Raw genomic sequence first — 16198 nt, forward strand, 5'->3', positions numbered from 1 at the left:
ATTTGAGCGCTCATCATACTGAGCGTTTTTTCTTTTTCATTTTGTACATGGCCAAGTCAGCCTGGTTTAACGCCTGCTCCATGTTGTCTAATGTTGTCGTTTCAAACCCATAACTGAATGTTATGGGTTCGCCTTTCAAAACTCGAATGACAGAGTCCACATACTCCTGAGCTCTTCCAGGGTCTACAATCACGACAAACTCATCACCGCCGATTCGAAATGCTTTTTCTCCACGGTGTTTGGCATTAAGCAGTGCTTGAGAAAACCGAATAATGAGTAAGTCACCGACAGCATGACCTTTGGTATCGTTTACGGATTTTAAGTCATTGATATCAAGATAGACGATATCGAATTCAGGTTTTGAGATAGCGTTAAGTTTCTTTCGATTATAAAGACCCGTTAACTCATCAATAGTATTCTCATAATAGACTTTGTTAAGAAGGCGAGTTACACCAATCGCTATTATCAAATATGAAATCTGAAGAATCCCATCTTCTAAGAATGTATCGATGAGTTCATACTTATCAGCGAGTTCATCAAGTACTTTGATTTCGGTGATAACATCATAAAACATATTGAATACCAGCATGAGCAAGCCTATTTTCAATATGCGATTGGAGTGAAGAACTTTTCTAGAAATAAAATAGATATAAGCCGTGATGAAGAGAGAGTTGCTTTCAAAGATAAAGTCGTAGTGAGAATCAACTTCGACTAAATGGCTGAGCATTTTCATAGAAATTGAAACTAAAAGCATAAATGTGATTAAAACCAGTGCACTAGAGTGCCTTATTTCATATTTGATTGCCTATTTCCTTATTGAAAAAAAGTGTCTCGAATAGATTTTATGAATCATTACTCGAGACACCTCACTGCTTAGTTGCCTACTTTGAGACGTTGGAAGTACTCTTCATAAAGTGCACTTGCTTCACCAACTTCGTCTTGCCATACGCCAGAGTCCATAATGTATTGCGGTGGGAAAATGCTTGGATCATTAGCAAACTCGGTTGGTAACAATGGATAAGCGGTCTTAACAGGGGTTGGGTAACCGATCTCTAAAGCGATCTTCGCGGCGTTTTCTGGGCGTAAAAGAAAATCGATCATCTTGTGCGCAGCCTCTGTATTTTTAGCCCCTGTAGGGATCGCTAAGCTGTCCATCCAGAAAATAGCGCCTTTCTCTGGCCACACAATATCGATGGAAGCCCCTTCCTGGCGTGCCATGTAAGCAGAGCCATTCCACAACATGCCTAAAGAAACCTCGCCAGCAAGGTATGGGTTGGCAGGGAAATCCGAATTGAACACCAACACATTTGGCATTAGCTTACGTAACTCTTGATAGGCTTGTTCAATTTCTTCAGGGTTAGTCGTATTCGGTGAATAGCCTAACTTCGTTAATGCTATATGAAAGACTTCACGAGAGTCGTCCATTAGCATAAGTTGACCTTCCCATTTGCTGTCCCAAAAGTCTCCCCATTTTGTTAGTGAGCTGCCATCCAGCATATCTGAATTCACACCAATGCCCGTCGCGCCCCAAATATAAGGAATAGAGTAGGTGTTACCAGGATCGAAAGGTTTGTTTAGATAATTAGGGTCGAGGTCCGCAAAGTGAGAGAGTTTGGTCTTATCAATCTCTTGCAGCATGTTTTCTTTATGCATTTTTGAAACAAAATACGTCGATGGAACAACTAAGTCATAACCGGAACCCTGCGTTTTTAACTTGGCGTACATACTCTCGTTAGACTCGTACGTCGAGTAAATCACCTTGATACCCGTTTCTTCGGTGAAACTTTCTAGTACATCAGCAGGGATGTATTCAGACCAATTATAAAAATACAGCTCTTTGTCGTCAGCGAAGACTGATTGAGAGAATAAAGTAGCGGCAAATAGTGCTGCGACGCTTAGTTTTGTTTTCATTTTACATCCATCTTATGTTGCGTACTTAACGTGAAATGCCTGTATAACAAGCATAGGGTAAGTTTAGAAAAAAGATCGCATATTTCAAGGATATGCCAACAAATAATTAGCCCATTTCTAGGGCGTGTTGTGTTACGAAATATGCCTGATATCCATATAAGTAATCTTTATTGCTGTGCTGTCAATCTGTCTTTGCCTACCCATTGAGAGAGCAAGACTAAAAACAACGAAACGACGAGCATAATAGTGGCGAGTGCGTTCACTTCAGGAGAAATGCCCACCTTAACCATAGAATAAATTTTGAGTGGCAGTATTTCATAGCTTGGACCTGTCACAAAAGAACTGATGATTACGTCATCCAACGAGAGTGTAAAACTCAATAACCAACCTGCGGCAATAGCGGGCTTGGCAATGGGTAGAATGATTTTTTTCAAGATCGTCCATTCACTTGCGCCAAGATCTTTAGCGGCTTCGAGCATTTTCACATCAAAGCCTTTTAGGCGGCTGTATACGGTGACAACCACAAAAGGCAAACAAAATGTAATATGTGCGATCAGTAAAGTTAAAAATCCAAGCTGCACGCCGATGAGTAGAAACAAGGCAAGCAATGAAATTGCCATCACGATATCTGGAGACATCATGACAATAAAAAGCATGCCATTGACGGCGGGCTTTCCTTTGAATTGATACCGAAATAAGGCTACAGCCGTTAAACTACCAATAGCTGCAGCCGCTGTTGCGGAGAAAACTGCAATATTGATCGAGTGCCACGCAGCCTGCATGAGACTGTCATTGTTCACTAAAGAGTGATACCACTTAAAAGTGAACTCACCCCATTTCATTCCAAATTTATTGCTATTAAACGAATTAACGATCAATACAATGATTGGCAGATACAGAAACGCGTAAACAAAGGAAATGAAACTGTATTTAGAAAAGCGCCCCATTAGCTTAACTCCGTGGTTCGGTTAAGAAGCTTTCCAGCTCTATAGTAGCCGTACAGTAATATGGCCATCGCTCCGGTAAGCGCAATGCTCGTTGCTGCGCCAAAAGGCCAGTCTCTGGCATTAAGCACCTGACTCTTAATCACATTACCAATCAGTAAGTTTTTCGCGCCTCCTAACAAATCGGCCACATAGAACATTCCAAGAGCAGGCAACAACACCAATAAGCACCCACCGATGATCCCGGGCATCGTTAGCGGTAAGATGACACGAACAAAGGTTTGAAACTTGTTCGCACCCAAATCTTTCGCAGCCTCGATATAGGAACCGTCCAGTTTTTCGATGGTTGAATAGAGTGGCAGTATCATAAACGGCAGCAAAACGTAGACTAAACCAATCATTACCGCAGTTTCTGTATACATAAGGCGTAGCGGTTTATCAATAATGTCTAACGCGAGTAACCCTTTGTTCAATACACCTTGAGTACCAAGAACAATTTTCAACCCATAAGTACGAATCAGTGAATTAGTCCAAAACGGAACAATTACCAGAAACAGCATTAGGGGTCTTACGTTCACAGGCATTTTAGTCACTAGGTAGGCGAAAGGGTACCCAATAAACAAACAGAGCCCGGTCGCCATAATCGCCATATAAAATGAATGCCAAAGCACTTTGAGGTAGAGTGGATCCATTAAGCGAGCGTAGTTATGTAGCGTGAATGTCAGGTCGATTAGGTTCGCCTCATCACGTGTCAGAAAACTCGTCGCGATAATCATAATGTTAGGAATCAGCACAAATAGGGCCAACCAACTAATGATTACCGTTAAAATCGTGTTTTTGAAGTTAAACCATTTGTGCATCAGTCAGTACCACTTCCCAAGTTTCTACCCAAGAGATCGCCACTTTTTGGCCCAATGAGTGATCCACATCTGGATCGTCTTCATTAAAGAACTCACTCGTCATCACTTTCATTCCAGAAGGCAATTCAATGACAGAATCGAGAGTCATTCCTTTATAGGTACGATCGATAACATGACCAATGATTCCTGTGTTTTCTGATTCTATGATTTCAGTCACTCTTAAATCTTCTGGGCGTAACAGTACTTGAAGAACATCGTCGGTTTCAACGGGCGCTTTGTAATGAACCACGCTGTCTGAATTCTCTATCGAAACCAATATCTTTTCATCGTCTATTCGAGAAAGTACTTTTGCATTAAAGACATTAATTTCACCTATAAACTGCGCAACAAATAAGTTTTGAGGCTCTTCATAGATTTGTCGTGGCGTACCATCTTGTTCAACCACCCCATCACGCATGACAATGATTCGGTCAGACATAGACAGCGCTTCTTCTTGATCATGAGTAACAAAGATAAAGGTGATGCCAAGCTGACGTTGCAGCTGCTTCAATTCAATTTGCATCTGCTTTCTAAGCTTATAATCCAATGCAGACAGGGATTCATCTAACAACAGTACTTTGGGCTTATTAACCACAGCTCTAGCAATGGCGACGCGCTGCTGCTGACCACCAGAGAGTTGATGAGGCATACGGCTTGCGTGTTCTGTTAGTCGAACCATAGACAGGGCATCGATCACGCGTGTTTTAATTTCATCATTAGGGACTTTCTGCATGCGAAGCCCAAACGCAACATTCTCAAAAATCGTCATGTGAGGGAATAATGCATAGCTTTGAAAGACAGTATTCACATGTCTTTGCTCTGCTGGGAGCTCGGTAATATCGACACCATCGAGCGTAATACTACCCACATCGGCCATTTCAAACCCGGCAATCAAGCGCAGAACGGTTGTTTTACCGCAACCAGAAGGGCCCAAAATAGTGAGGAACTCCCCGTGATTGACGTCGATAGAAAACTCATTAATCACTTTCTGACCGTCGAAGCTTTTACTTACTGCCGATAATTGAACTATGGGTGTGGATTTCGTTGGATGAGTATTCAAGGCTGTCTGGCTCCCAATAGAACTCATGGACGTATGATCGAGTTTAATACAAGATCAAATAATGGGCGGATGATAATCATCAATCTAGTGAATTTAAAGTATTTTTACACTGAATTCGTGCAAAATCGCTATTCGGAGCCTATTCAAATTTTAGGCGAGAGGGCCGCGAGCCTGTGTAAGTAGAAATAGTAGACGAATATGTAAGAAAATGAGGATAAACTACGGAACAGATTTTCGTATAATTACCTTTTAAGTATAATGCGGCTAATTTCTTCAATCAGCTATTTAAAGCCACTTAAAGCAAGCGCCATTGCGACGGACGTTAGAATGAACAATGACATTGAAAAAGACTTCAACCTAGGGGGGAGCGTAGACAAAGCGCTGTCCGGTCAATACGATTTAAAAGTAGGTGAGGTTTTAAAAGAAGCGGGCAGCATGACTGTTAAGCATTTTCTTTCGTTCTCTCCAGCGGTAATGATTTTGCTCGTGCTGCAACTCGCCATCTTTTACATCGCGTTAAAGCTACAAATTGGTGACCCTTCAATTGTTCTTGATATCTTTGAAAACCCAGAAAACTTTAACCAATCTATCGTTCAGGCAATTTTTGTCGCAAACTTTAGTTATGAAGTGGTCAGTGCTCCATTTTTTGCGGGGCTGAGTTTGATGGCCATGAGCCACGCTGCCGGGTTGAATACAAAACTTCGCCATATAGGTAAAGGGCTACAGTTCACAGTGCCAGTCATTATAGCAACGCTTTTTTCGTTGGTTTTACAAGGTATCGCAGGGACATTCTTACCATTCGTGTCTTTATACCTTTCACTAGCTTTTAGTAATTCTATTCTCCTAGTATGTGAGAAAAGAGTCAGCCCGTTTCAATCGTTGTGGATGTCATTGAGAGCGGTGAATAAGAAGATCCTGTCTATTGCCGCCATTTACTCAGTCGTGACTATGTTGTTTGTTGCGGCGGCGGTATTTTACGGCATTGGCCTTATCTTTGTTTTACCGTTTTTCTTCCACGTAAAGGGGATTATTTACCGAAACATGTTTGGCATTAAGTTGAAGGTTTATGCGTCAGAAAAATCAAATGACGATACGCCAAACGATGACCATCACAATAAAGACTCGAGGTTCTTCGATGCCTAAAAAATGGAGCGGGTTAATTGTTGGACTAGGGCTCGCCTCGACCGCTTTGGTGTCGAGTTTATTTTTGACCAAGCAAGACGTAGATGTCACGGATAAAAACGTCAACGTGTTCGAAGATAGCCAAAGAGAAACAAGCATTGAAGGCAAACAAATCAGTGATGCACCAGACTTCGCTGCTATTTCTGATATCAAACAAAAAAAGAAGGCGTTTTTTGAGTATTTAAAGCCGGGCGTTGCTCTTGAAAACAAACGCATCATAAAAGAAAGGGCCCGATTGGAATCGATGTTAGAACATCTTCAGTCTAATGCTCTCACATCAGAAGACATCTCATATGCAAAACGTCTTGCTCGCCTATATAATGTGGCGCTTTCAGAAAATGATGTCACTGTCGATTGGCTAAAGTCGATGCTTCACCGAGTTGACGTTTTACCAGAGGCATTAGTGTTAACTCAAGCGGCGAAAGAATCGGGTTGGGGGACATCTCGTTTCGCTACTCAAGCAAATAATTACTTTGGTCAGTGGTGTTACAGCTCTGGCTGTGGTGTCGTTCCACAACAAAGAACTGATGGCATGACTCATGAGGTTGCAAAGTTTGATTCTGTACAGGAATCTATCCATCACTACTTTATGAATGTGAATCGCAATCAAGCCTATCAAGAACTGAGAGATATACGCTTTGGATTGCATTCGGAAAACAAAGACTTACTTAACAGCGAAACGGCTATTGCGTTAACAAACGGATTAGTGCGTTATTCAGAACGTGGGCAACCTTACGTGACTGAACTGCAAGGTATGATTCGCTTTAACCAACCATTTTGGTCAAAATAATAAGAAGAACCATGAACAAATTATCGACACTATTACTGGCGACAACGGTACTGTTTTCAGCCTTTCCTTCGGTCGCTGAAGAGTACCGATTCACCTATTCAAAGCTGTTCACGCAAATGAAAAACAACTTGAATGAAGGGCACGACGACGTAAAAGTAGGCTTCTTTTTTGTGAACGCAGAAACCAAGCAATTGTGCAGTATTGACAAAGCGTGGATGGAAAAAGATGAACATTATGAAGTTTTGAAAGTCGCGTCGAATCGAGAACTGATAATTCCACTTGACGACAATTTAAAACAAGCCAACCCGTTAGTGTTCGTTCATACGCCCGAAGACATGCAATGCGACTTTTCCATGGTTGTTCTATCTAAAGAGCCGTTGAAAGGCGTAGTGGGTTATGAAGAAGTGGCTCAATATCTCCCACAAATGAAATCGATGCTCGATGACTTAGGTGGCATGTTTTCCAGCTGGTTCTCTCCTGATGTCGAGGGCCTAACTCTCGAGTTTGCAAACCAGCTCACTGGAAACATTGAACTTTCACACGGAGAAATCATTCCGATTGTGAACGGCATAGCGACCGTCACGCTTGATGATATCCAAAAGGGAGGATCAATGTCACTGCCGCAAGAAACGATGCGGGTACTTCCATTTATTCCATCAGCCAAATAATGTTCATTTTCAAATAACCGGTGTCTAAAAGATACGAACTGCTGATAAAATTCGTTTCTGATTAAAAAAATAGCGGCTAAATAGCCGCTATTTTTTTATCTGTATCACTTAGTCATTTAAATATTGGTGACTTTAAGCGCTAGGCTTGGATCAAATTCAGTGACAATATCGCTGTCTTCCAAGGCCATACTTGGGATCTCAGGCTTGTCAAAACCGATGTCACCACCATTAATAACCCCTGAATCTCGGTCGATAGATTTGAAATCAAACAGTTGATGATCAGCAAGATGGCTAGGAACGACATTTTGCATAGCGGTGAACATGGTTTCAATTCTACCAGGGAACTGCTTATCCCAGGCATTGAGCATCTGTTTAATATTCTGACGTTGCAAATTAGGCTGAGAGCCACACAAATTACACGGTATGATAGGGTAATCACACATCATTGAGTACTTGATAATATCCTTTTCACGACAGTACGCTAATGGGCGAATAACGACATGCTCACCGTTGTCTGAAACCAGCTTTGGAGGCATGGATTTCAATTTACCACCGTGAAACATGTTCAAAAATAGCGTTTCGATGATGTCATCTCTATGGTGGCCTAGTGCTATCTTGGTTGCCCCTAACTCTTTTGCTGTTTTATACAAAATACCACGACGAAGACGAGAGCAGAGAGAACATGTCGTTTTGCCCTCTGGTACTTTATCTTTAACAATGGAGTAGGTATCTTCTTCAACAATTTTATACTCTACACTCAGATTCTCTAAATACTCAGGAAGAATATGGCCTGGAAAACCGGGTTGTTTTTGGTCTAAATTAACAGCAATCAGCTCAAAATTAACAGGGGCGCTTTTTTTTAAGCTCATCAAAATATCGAGCATAGTAAAGCTGTCTTTCCCGCCTGATAGGCAAACCATGATTCGGTCGCCATCTTCAATCATATTAAAGTCAGCAATGGCCTGACCTGTATTTCGGCGAATACGTTTTTGTAATTTATTGAAGTTGTTTCTCTGAGCTGGTGTAAGCTCTTGGGTCTGTTCAGGCATCTGCTGTAAAATCTCAAAACCAAAATGAAGTGCGTATGATACGGATAAATTGGATAGATGCTAGTAATTCTGATTGAATCAACCAAGAAAAACGCCTAGCAGATTATGCCATTTGTCACTTTGCAAAATCAGAAGGCGTTGTTAGTCAATCTACTCTTTGTCAGAAATAAACTCAGTTTAGATCGATGTTTGTGGGTCAAGAGGGCTGATGTAGCCATGGGGTTTCAACGCAAGCACATCGCAATTGATCTTATCAATAACATGCTCCGCGGTATTGCCGATAAAAACAGCCGACAAGCCTGTTCTGCCCGTAGTCCCTAAAATAACCATGGCAGCATTTAGCCTATTAGCGACCTCTGGAATGATGTCTTCAGGTAGTCCTTGTTCGACAATCGTTTGTTCTTCATCCATACCATGTTTTTGTCGCAGTGCTTTCATTGAGGTTAAGTGATGGCCTCGCACCGCATCGGTGTAAGTACTTGGATCAAACTCTGGCAATTCGATGGTAATGTTTGCGGGCGTGATCGGGTAGGCATTAACAAGGTAAGAATTCGTATTGAGTCGCTCAGAAAGATTTTGAAGTTGCTTAACCATTCTGTCATTGAGATCACTATGCGCTTCATTTTCGGACCCTACATGAACTGAGGCGATAATATTCGCGTCATCAGGCCAAAACTCATTTTTAACCAGCAACACAGGGGAAGGGCATTTTCTTAGTAAGTGCCAGTCGGTTGGCGTGAAAATAACAGATTCAAGAATATCGTGCGTTCGCGTTCCTTTAATAAGGATATCATGAGAGCCAGCAAATACTTCCGCAATGATCGCTTCATAAGGTCGGTTATGCCACACCACTTTAATCTCAAATTCGATATCGTTTTCAAGATAAGGCTCAGCCACTTTTTTCATCCACTGTTCACGTTGATGGATGACGCCTTTTCTCATTGCATCGCGTTCGTCAGATGAGAGCATAGACGTCATATCGTATGAAAAATCATAGATAGATAAGAAAAACATAACGTGGCTTGTAGAGGTACTTTTTGAAGCCAGCTGTATGGCTCTTGCTAGCGCTGGTTGCTGGTCGTTATTGATGTCGGCAACCACCAAAATCTTATTGTAGATACTCATACGGACACCCTAATTTGTTTTCGACTATATAACTAATGTAGCGCAGATATGAGGAGAGGTATGAGAAAAAAAGAGGAAAGGTTGTGGAAGTATGACGCAGCTCATCAATTAGCTACGTCATTGAAGTTACTTACTATTCTGTTGTTACGCCAGCAAGCTTCATTAGTGCATCGTGATCAACAATAGTAATGTATTTGCCTTTAACACTTAAAATATCAGCCTTCTGAAAACGGCCCAATAGACGACTAATTGTTTCAACGGTTAAACCTAAGTAGTTACCGATATCACCGCGAGTCATGGTTAGTCGGAACTCTCTTGGGCTAAATCCACGTTGTGAAAAGCGGGTAGATAGGTTGTATAAAAAAGCGGCTAACCTTTCTTCTGCGTTCTTCTTTGAGAGCAGAAGAATCATTTCTTGATCGCCTTTAATCTCATTGCTCATCAAACGCATGATTTGTTGGCGAAGCTTTGGCATTTTCCCGGAAAGGTCATCAAGGATATCGTAAGGTATTTCACACACCATTGAGGTTTCAAGTGCCTGAGCAAAGCTTGGATGGCAATCATCAGTAATGGCATCAAAACCCACTAAATCACCCGCCAAATGAAACGCTGTAATTTGTTCATCACCTTGCTCTGTAATTGTATAACTCTTTATCGTTCCAGAACGAATAGCATACAAAGACTTCAACTCGTCACCGGCTTTAAAAAGTTCCTGTCCTTTTTGGATAGGCTTTTTCCGTTCGATGATTTGGTCGAGCTGATCAAGCTCTGATTCGCTCAGTGTAAATGGAATACACAGCTGGCTAATACTGCAATCTTGACAGTGGATAGCACAACCGCCAGATTGAATGCGCTTTGTAGCTGGCTTTTCAGAAATCATAACAACCTTTCACAATTTGATATACATCAATATTTTACCACCGCTTAACATTAAAGGGTAGTTAAAAAAAACAAACTAAATCACACGCTTAAAAACTAAATGATAAAATCATTAATGCGCCATAACCCGTGTACACGCCATAACCGAGAATAAGCCCGGCTCCAACGCTACGAAATAATGTCGATTGTTGTATTCTTTTCAAGTGACTTGCGCTGTAACCAATTAAGAGCATGGCAGGCAATGTTCCGAGCCCAAAACAAAGCATGATTAATGCTCCATTCATTGCGCTGCCGGACACCGCTGCCCATGTCAACATAGAGTAAACGAGACCACAGGGTAACCACCCCCAGACAAATCCGAAGGGCAGAGCATGAAGTGGTTTTTTTAACGGTAATAAAGATTTACCAAGAGGTGATATGTACTTCCAAAAATGTTGCCCTAACTTCTCAAAGGCCAACAATCCAAACCACCATCGACCCACATACAACGCGAGTATAATCATGAATAGAGCAGCAACAAGTCGTAACCAAGCAAGGGCCTGGTTAAGCTGGCTAAACTCAACCAAGGAAGAAACAGCACTACCAATGAGCGCACCAATAACCGAGTAGCTCAATAATCTACCGATATTGTAATACAAGGGAATGATAGCTGAAGGCCTCTGCTGACCAATACTAAGCGCAGAGGCTAGGCCACCACACATGCCCATACAATGACCCGCACCAACGAGACCAATAAAGAAGGCGCCAATCCAGTCGATAGACATTATTTCTCACCCTTACTAAGGGTTTTGTCTCGAATTTTTTTGTCGTTTTCTGACTTATCATCATCAAACAAAATATTGTGACCCTGTCTTTCTAGATCTTCAAACTGATCACTTTTCACAGCCCAAAGAAAAACCGCCACGGCAATACAAACAAGGACGATGGCGATAGGGATAAGCAAATACAAACTTTCCATTATTTCTTATGCTCTTTTAGTAAGCGCAATGAATTGGATACTACGATGATTGAACTTCCGGACATTCCAAGCACAGCAATGTAAGGTGCAACTAACCCGGCCACCGCTAACGGCAGAATCAACACATTGTACCCAAGAGACCATGCTAAATTTTCGCGAATGATCTTACGCGTAGATAGTGCGAGTTCACGAGCCTCCAACAAACGATCTAATCTATCCCCAAGGAGCACCATATCTGCAGACGCCTTAGCAACATCTGTACCTCCACCCATTGCAACCGATATATGGGCGCCAGCAAGAGTAGGGGCGTCATTGATCCCATCACCGACCATCATGGTGATATCCCCATCTAACTGGTTTAAATAACTGAGCTTGTCTTGAGGCTTAGCTGAGGCAATAACGTTATCGATACCAATTTTACTTGCAACTAACTGAGCGTTGGCCTGAGTATCACCGGTTAGAAGCGTGACTTTGATGCCCGCATCTCGAAAGCGTTGAATAAAGTCCGCACTTTCTTTTCGAATAGGATCGCTATAGCTGAACGTGGCGATATGGACATCATTCAAAGAAAGATAGACGCTGTTCGCTTCGGCCTGGTGATCCCCACTTAAGATAAACTCAGCACTTCCAATCTTAACGTGTTGTCCTTGGTAACACCCCTGGATACCAGAACCAATGATGTTCTCAACATCAGCTATTTCTGTGACAAATGGAGCTGAGAGCTGCTTAAAGGCGCGAGCAATAGGGTGATTGGCATGGGACTCTAGCTCAGAGGCCAAAGCAATGCATGTGTCTTTATCGATATCGGCGACAACATCAACGTCGGTAATCTCAACATTGCCACACGTTAATGTGCCCGTTTTATCAACGACAAGATGGTTCACTTTACAGAGCGTTTCAAATACATGGCTTTTGCGTAACAAAATACCAAAATTGCCCATTCTTGATGTTGCACACGTGAGTGCTGTAGGGGTTGCAAGAGATAAAGCACAAGGACACGTCGCAACCAACACCGATAACATTATCCAAAACGCATCATCCGGACGCGACTGTTGCCAGAAATACCATGTGCAAGCTGCGACAATAAGAATAACAGCAACAAAGTAACGAGCGACGATGTCAGCTATTTCAGCGATTTTCGGCTTCGACATTTGAGCTTCGTCTTGTAAACGAACAATGCTTGAAATAACGGAATTCGCTTTGGATGCAGACACTTCGAGTTCAAAAGAGTCGTCTCCATTTAAAGTACCCGCAAAAACCATATCACCCTGGGACTTAACTACAGGGAGCGATTCACCCGTCAGCATCGATTCATCAATATGAACTCTACCAGCGCAAATCTTACCATCCGCAGGAATATGCTCTCCGGGAAGCACTCTGATGATGTCGCCAATAGTTAAAGATTTAACAGGAATCTGTTCACCGTCTAGCGTTGTCGCTACTGCAGGTATCAGCTTCAGTAAATTACCACTGGCAGCCGCTGCTTTTCGACGAGCACGCATTTCAAGAAACCGCCCAACTAATAGGAAGAAAGTAAACATCGAAATCGATTCGAAGAATACTTCACCTTGCTCAGTCACCGTTGCAATTAAACTTGCTACATAAGCAAAAATTAGAGCGATGGAAACAGGGACATCCATTCCCAATGTTTTACCACGAATACTACGCCAAGCGTTAAGGTAAAAAGGAAGGGCAGAATAGAGTAGGACGGGAGTAGCGAAAATTAAGCTTACCCAGCGAAAATAGTTCTTAAACTCAGGCTCTAAATCACCAAACACTTCTAGGTATAGTGCGACCGCTAGCATCATAACCTGCATGGTAGCAATACCCGCAATACCTAATCGATAGAGGTATTGTTTCATTGACTGGTGATAGGAAGCTTCATGTTGATCGGCCTCAAAAGGCGCGGCTTTATATCCTAAAGTATGAATGCTTGAGATCAGTTCACTGAGCTTGACGAGAGACTTGTCCCACACCAGCAACGCTCGGTTCGTTGTCGTGTTCACCCTGATCGATTGAACGCCTTTCACTTTGGTCAGATGCTTTTCGATCAACCAAGCGCAGGCTGCACAAGAAACACCATCTATAGACAGTGTCACTTCCGAACTGTTTTCATTATGTCGAACAAACTCAGATTGAACTTCTTCGTTGTCATAATGTATTAAGCTTAATAATTGTTCCGGAACCAAGTCAACTTTGTCGGCAGGTGCGGTACGGAATTGGTAATAAGAAATTAATCCACTATCAACAATAGTTTGCGCTACGGTTTCACAACCCGGACAACACATTGGACGAATCTCATCTAAGATCTCAACCTTAAAATCCGTGTTGACTGGTACTTCTTCACCGCAGTGATAACACGATTTGCACATAGTATTAATTCATTAATGGGATTGTAGCGTCTGAAGGAAAGCCAACGCGGCCTTGAATAAGCCATTGTTTATCATGAGGTGAAAGCTCGATAAACCAAGGCCCCTGAAGCTCCGTATCTAGCTGTAATCGATATGTACCGTTAGCATCTGACGTCACCAAACGGCTAAAATCACGATCGGCTAACGTTCTGTGTGCGAACATAGCGGTAATTGCAGGGTAATGTTCTAACGAGCCCTTATCGACCTGAAACACTACCGTATTACCTTGAGACTGGACAGTCGCAGAAAGCCCAAGCTCTTTAGCCACTCGAACTTTTGAAATATCGATGTTGATGCCTTTGCCTTTTTTATAGTAATCCTCTGTCACCAAAGAAACAGAGTTCTGAGAAAAAACAACCACTGTTGCGATAGTCCAAACCACGACGGTAGCCGGTAGTATGATTAGAAACCACGGCCAAAACTGTTTATACCAAGGAAGTACCATAAAAAAATTCTCTACAACAAAAAGAAATAAGAATGTAAAACTATAGAAAAGACAGCCCCTTATAAAGGGGCTGTTATTGAATTGTTACTTATTATCTGAGTTTGTCAGACTCCAAACATACGCAGACACAAGCTGAATTTTGTCCTCGCCTAGAATATCCTTCCAAGCAGGCATTACGCCAGAACGACCATTCATTAGTGTTTCTGTTACGTCAGCACGTGAACCACCGTATAGCCAAACTTGATCCGTTAGGTCAGGTGCACCAACAGCAGGGTTACCTTTACCATCTGTACCATGACATGCAGCACAGACAACAAACCTAGCTTTACCCGCTTCCGCTTCACGAGCATTCACTGAACGACCAGAAAGACTTAAAGTGTATGAAACCACTTCTTTCACACCGTCTTCGCCTAACGCATCTTTCCAAGCTGGCATTTGACCAATACGGCCATTCATCAATGTCGTGACAATAGCAGCAGGTTCACCGCCGTACAACCAAGCATCGTCAGTTAGGTTAGGGAAGCCTTTTTGACCACGAGCATCTGAACCGTGACATTGAGAACAGTTTTGCAAAAACAGACGTTGTCCGACTTTAACCGCTTCCTCATCGCCAGCAATATCCGGGATTGAACGCAAGTCTGTGCCATTCGCATCGTATGCCAAGCGCTTAAATGCTTCTCCAAAGTACGCATCAGCATCATCGAGTTCTTTTGCGTACTGGACGAGCTGCTTACTACTCTGCGCATTCGCTATCGATGCTTTTGACTCTTCCAAAGAGCGAACGGTTTGATCCGAACTTTGCCAACCTAAAACCCCTTTGAAGTTACCCAGACCTGGGTAAAGAGCAAGGTAAACGGCGGCAAATATGAACGTACTAATGAATAAGTAAGTCCACCACTTAGGTAGAGGGTTATTCAATTCTCGAATACCATCATACTCATGGCCCATGTCAGCACCGTCTTCAACGCCCATTTTATCTTTCAGGCACCAAATAAGTACGGCCGCACATCCAACCAACGTACCGATAGTAATGATGATTATCCAAAGACTCCAAAATGTAGTCATTGCTTCGTCACTCCCTGTTCTTTAGGTTCCGTGTTTTGTTCGTCAGCAAACACTAAATTTGCGTCTTCATCGAAGCGAGCTTTACGGTTTTTGCCGTACGCCCACCATACAATTCCAATGAAGCTAGAAAACAACACGACGGTCCATATACTGTGAATAGTACCAATATCCATAACTATTCCCCTTATTTCATTGCATGGCCAAGAGATTGAAGATAAGCAATGATGGCATCCATCTCTGTTTTTCCTTCAACATCTTTTTCAGCACTGGCGATCTGCTCATCAGTGTATGGAACACCAAACTGATTCTTAAAGATCAATAACTTATTCTGAGTGTGCTTACCGTCAAGGGTATTCTCCTCAAGCCAAGGAAAACCAGGCATGTTTGACTCAGGAACAAGTTCACGAGGATCAATTAGGTGTACACGATGCCATTCATCAGAATAACGACCGCCAACACGGGCAAGATCGGGACCTGTACGCTTAGAACCCCATAGGAATGGATGTTCCCATACGTGCTCACCAGCAACAGAATAATGACCGTAACGTTCAGTTTCAGAACGGAATGGACGAATCATTTGGCTGTGACAAACATTACACCCTTCACGGATATAGATATCACGACCTTCCATCTCTAGTGCCGTGTAAGGGCGCAAGTTTTCTACAGGCTCGGTTGTCTGCTTTTGGAATATAAGTGGCGTAATTTCCACTAAAGCACCCAAACTGATCGCTATCACAATCAGTATGGCAAGCAAGCCGACATTGCGTTCAACAATTTCATGGCGATTGTTCGAATTAGAGCTCATTCTATAA

The 16198-nt window shown here is 42.4% G+C and carries 18 protein-coding genes; 3 read left to right on the forward strand and 15 right to left on the reverse strand.

Annotated features, from left to right (window positions below):
• Positions 1-13: 13 nt before the first annotated feature.
• The 5 genes from A1QO_RS09135 to potA all read right to left on the reverse strand — a co-directional run bounded on the left by A1QO_RS09135 (position 14) and on the right by potA (position 4841).
• Positions 14-754, reverse strand: a complete 741-nt coding sequence (locus A1QO_RS09135; RefSeq protein ID WP_017041207.1) for a GGDEF domain-containing protein — start codon at positions 752-754, stop codon at positions 14-16.
• Positions 755-873: 119 nt separating this feature from the next.
• On the reverse strand, positions 874-1911 hold the full coding sequence (locus tag A1QO_RS09140; protein WP_017041208.1) for an extracellular solute-binding protein: 1038 nt from the start codon (positions 1909-1911) through the stop codon (positions 874-876).
• A 167-nt stretch (positions 1912-2078) separates the two neighbouring features.
• Entirely contained in the window at positions 2079-2858 is a 780-nt protein-coding gene (gene potC / locus A1QO_RS09145; RefSeq protein ID WP_017034283.1) for a spermidine/putrescine ABC transporter permease PotC, read from the reverse strand.
• Positions 2858-3715, reverse strand: a complete 858-nt coding sequence (gene potB, locus A1QO_RS09150) for a spermidine/putrescine ABC transporter permease PotB (protein WP_017038596.1) — start codon at positions 3713-3715, stop codon at positions 2858-2860. Before potB ends, potC begins: the two co-directional genes overlap by 1 nt.
• A complete protein-coding gene (gene potA / locus A1QO_RS09155; RefSeq protein ID WP_017034281.1) occupies positions 3699-4841 on the reverse strand; it encodes a spermidine/putrescine ABC transporter ATP-binding protein PotA in 1143 nt (380 codons plus the stop codon). Before potA ends, potB begins: the two co-directional genes overlap by 17 nt.
• A gap of 300 nt (positions 4842-5141) precedes the next feature.
• Here potA and A1QO_RS09160 point away from each other — a divergent pair, with 300 nt between their 5' ends.
• The 3 genes from A1QO_RS09160 to A1QO_RS09170 are packed head-to-tail and all read left to right on the forward strand — an operon-like array spanning position 5142 to position 7454.
• Positions 5142-5957 (forward strand): membrane protein, encoded by an 816-nt coding sequence (locus A1QO_RS09160; protein WP_026027057.1) that lies wholly within the window; start codon positions 5142-5144, stop codon positions 5955-5957.
• Entirely contained in the window at positions 5950-6786 is an 837-nt protein-coding gene (locus tag A1QO_RS09165; RefSeq protein WP_017041210.1) for a glucosaminidase domain-containing protein, read from the forward strand. Before A1QO_RS09160 ends, A1QO_RS09165 begins: the two co-directional genes overlap by 8 nt.
• Before the next feature lie 11 nt (positions 6787-6797).
• Complete coding sequence (locus tag A1QO_RS09170) at positions 6798-7454, forward strand: DUF2987 domain-containing protein (RefSeq protein ID WP_017041211.1); 657 nt, start codon at positions 6798-6800, stop codon at positions 7452-7454.
• 116 nt (positions 7455-7570) lie between these two features.
• On the opposite strand, the gene ttcA is transcribed toward A1QO_RS09170, so the two are convergent.
• The 10 genes from ttcA to ccoO all read right to left on the reverse strand — a co-directional run bounded on the left by ttcA (position 7571) and on the right by ccoO (position 16191).
• Positions 7571-8503 (reverse strand): tRNA 2-thiocytidine(32) synthetase TtcA, encoded by a 933-nt coding sequence (gene ttcA, locus A1QO_RS09175; protein ID WP_017041212.1) that lies wholly within the window; start codon positions 8501-8503, stop codon positions 7571-7573.
• A 177-nt stretch (positions 8504-8680) separates the two neighbouring features.
• Positions 8681-9628, reverse strand: a complete 948-nt coding sequence (gene uspE, locus A1QO_RS09180; protein ID WP_017034276.1) for a universal stress protein UspE — start codon at positions 9626-9628, stop codon at positions 8681-8683.
• Positions 9629-9761: 133 nt separating this feature from the next.
• Complete coding sequence (locus tag A1QO_RS09185; RefSeq protein WP_017034275.1) at positions 9762-10508, reverse strand: FNR family transcription factor; 747 nt, start codon at positions 10506-10508, stop codon at positions 9762-9764.
• Positions 10509-10596: 88 nt separating this feature from the next.
• Positions 10597-11271 carry a sulfite exporter TauE/SafE family protein gene (locus tag A1QO_RS09190; RefSeq protein ID WP_017034274.1) on the reverse strand — a complete coding sequence of 225 codons (675 nt, stop codon included), beginning with the start codon at positions 11269-11271 and terminating at the stop codon, positions 10597-10599.
• Positions 11271-11465, reverse strand: coding sequence for a cbb3-type cytochrome oxidase assembly protein CcoS (gene ccoS, locus A1QO_RS09195; RefSeq protein ID WP_017039974.1), 195 nt, complete (start codon positions 11463-11465; stop codon positions 11271-11273). Before ccoS ends, A1QO_RS09190 begins: the two co-directional genes overlap by 1 nt.
• The gene (locus A1QO_RS09200; protein ID WP_017041213.1) at positions 11465-13837 is read right to left on the reverse strand and encodes a heavy metal translocating P-type ATPase; all 2373 of its coding nucleotides are present in this window, start codon (positions 13835-13837) and stop codon (positions 11465-11467) included. The genes ccoS and A1QO_RS09200 overlap by 1 nt, the downstream gene beginning before the upstream one ends.
• A 4-nt stretch (positions 13838-13841) precedes the next feature.
• The gene (locus A1QO_RS09205) at positions 13842-14321 is read right to left on the reverse strand and encodes a FixH family protein (RefSeq protein ID WP_017034271.1); all 480 of its coding nucleotides are present in this window, start codon (positions 14319-14321) and stop codon (positions 13842-13844) included.
• 84 nt (positions 14322-14405) lie between these two features.
• Positions 14406-15386, reverse strand: a complete 981-nt coding sequence (gene ccoP / locus A1QO_RS09210) for a cytochrome-c oxidase, cbb3-type subunit III (protein ID WP_017034270.1) — start codon at positions 15384-15386, stop codon at positions 14406-14408.
• Positions 15383-15559, reverse strand: coding sequence for a cbb3-type cytochrome oxidase subunit 3 (locus A1QO_RS09215; RefSeq protein ID WP_017034269.1), 177 nt, complete (start codon positions 15557-15559; stop codon positions 15383-15385). Before A1QO_RS09215 ends, ccoP begins: the two co-directional genes overlap by 4 nt.
• 11 nt (positions 15560-15570) lie before the next feature.
• On the reverse strand, positions 15571-16191 hold the full coding sequence (gene ccoO / locus A1QO_RS09220; protein ID WP_017034268.1) for a cytochrome-c oxidase, cbb3-type subunit II: 621 nt from the start codon (positions 16189-16191) through the stop codon (positions 15571-15573).
• Between the last annotated feature and the right edge of the window lie 7 nt (positions 16192-16198).

The organism is Vibrio genomosp. F10 str. ZF-129 (genome assembly GCF_000287055.2).
Taxonomy (GTDB): domain Bacteria; phylum Pseudomonadota; class Gammaproteobacteria; order Enterobacterales; family Vibrionaceae; genus Vibrio.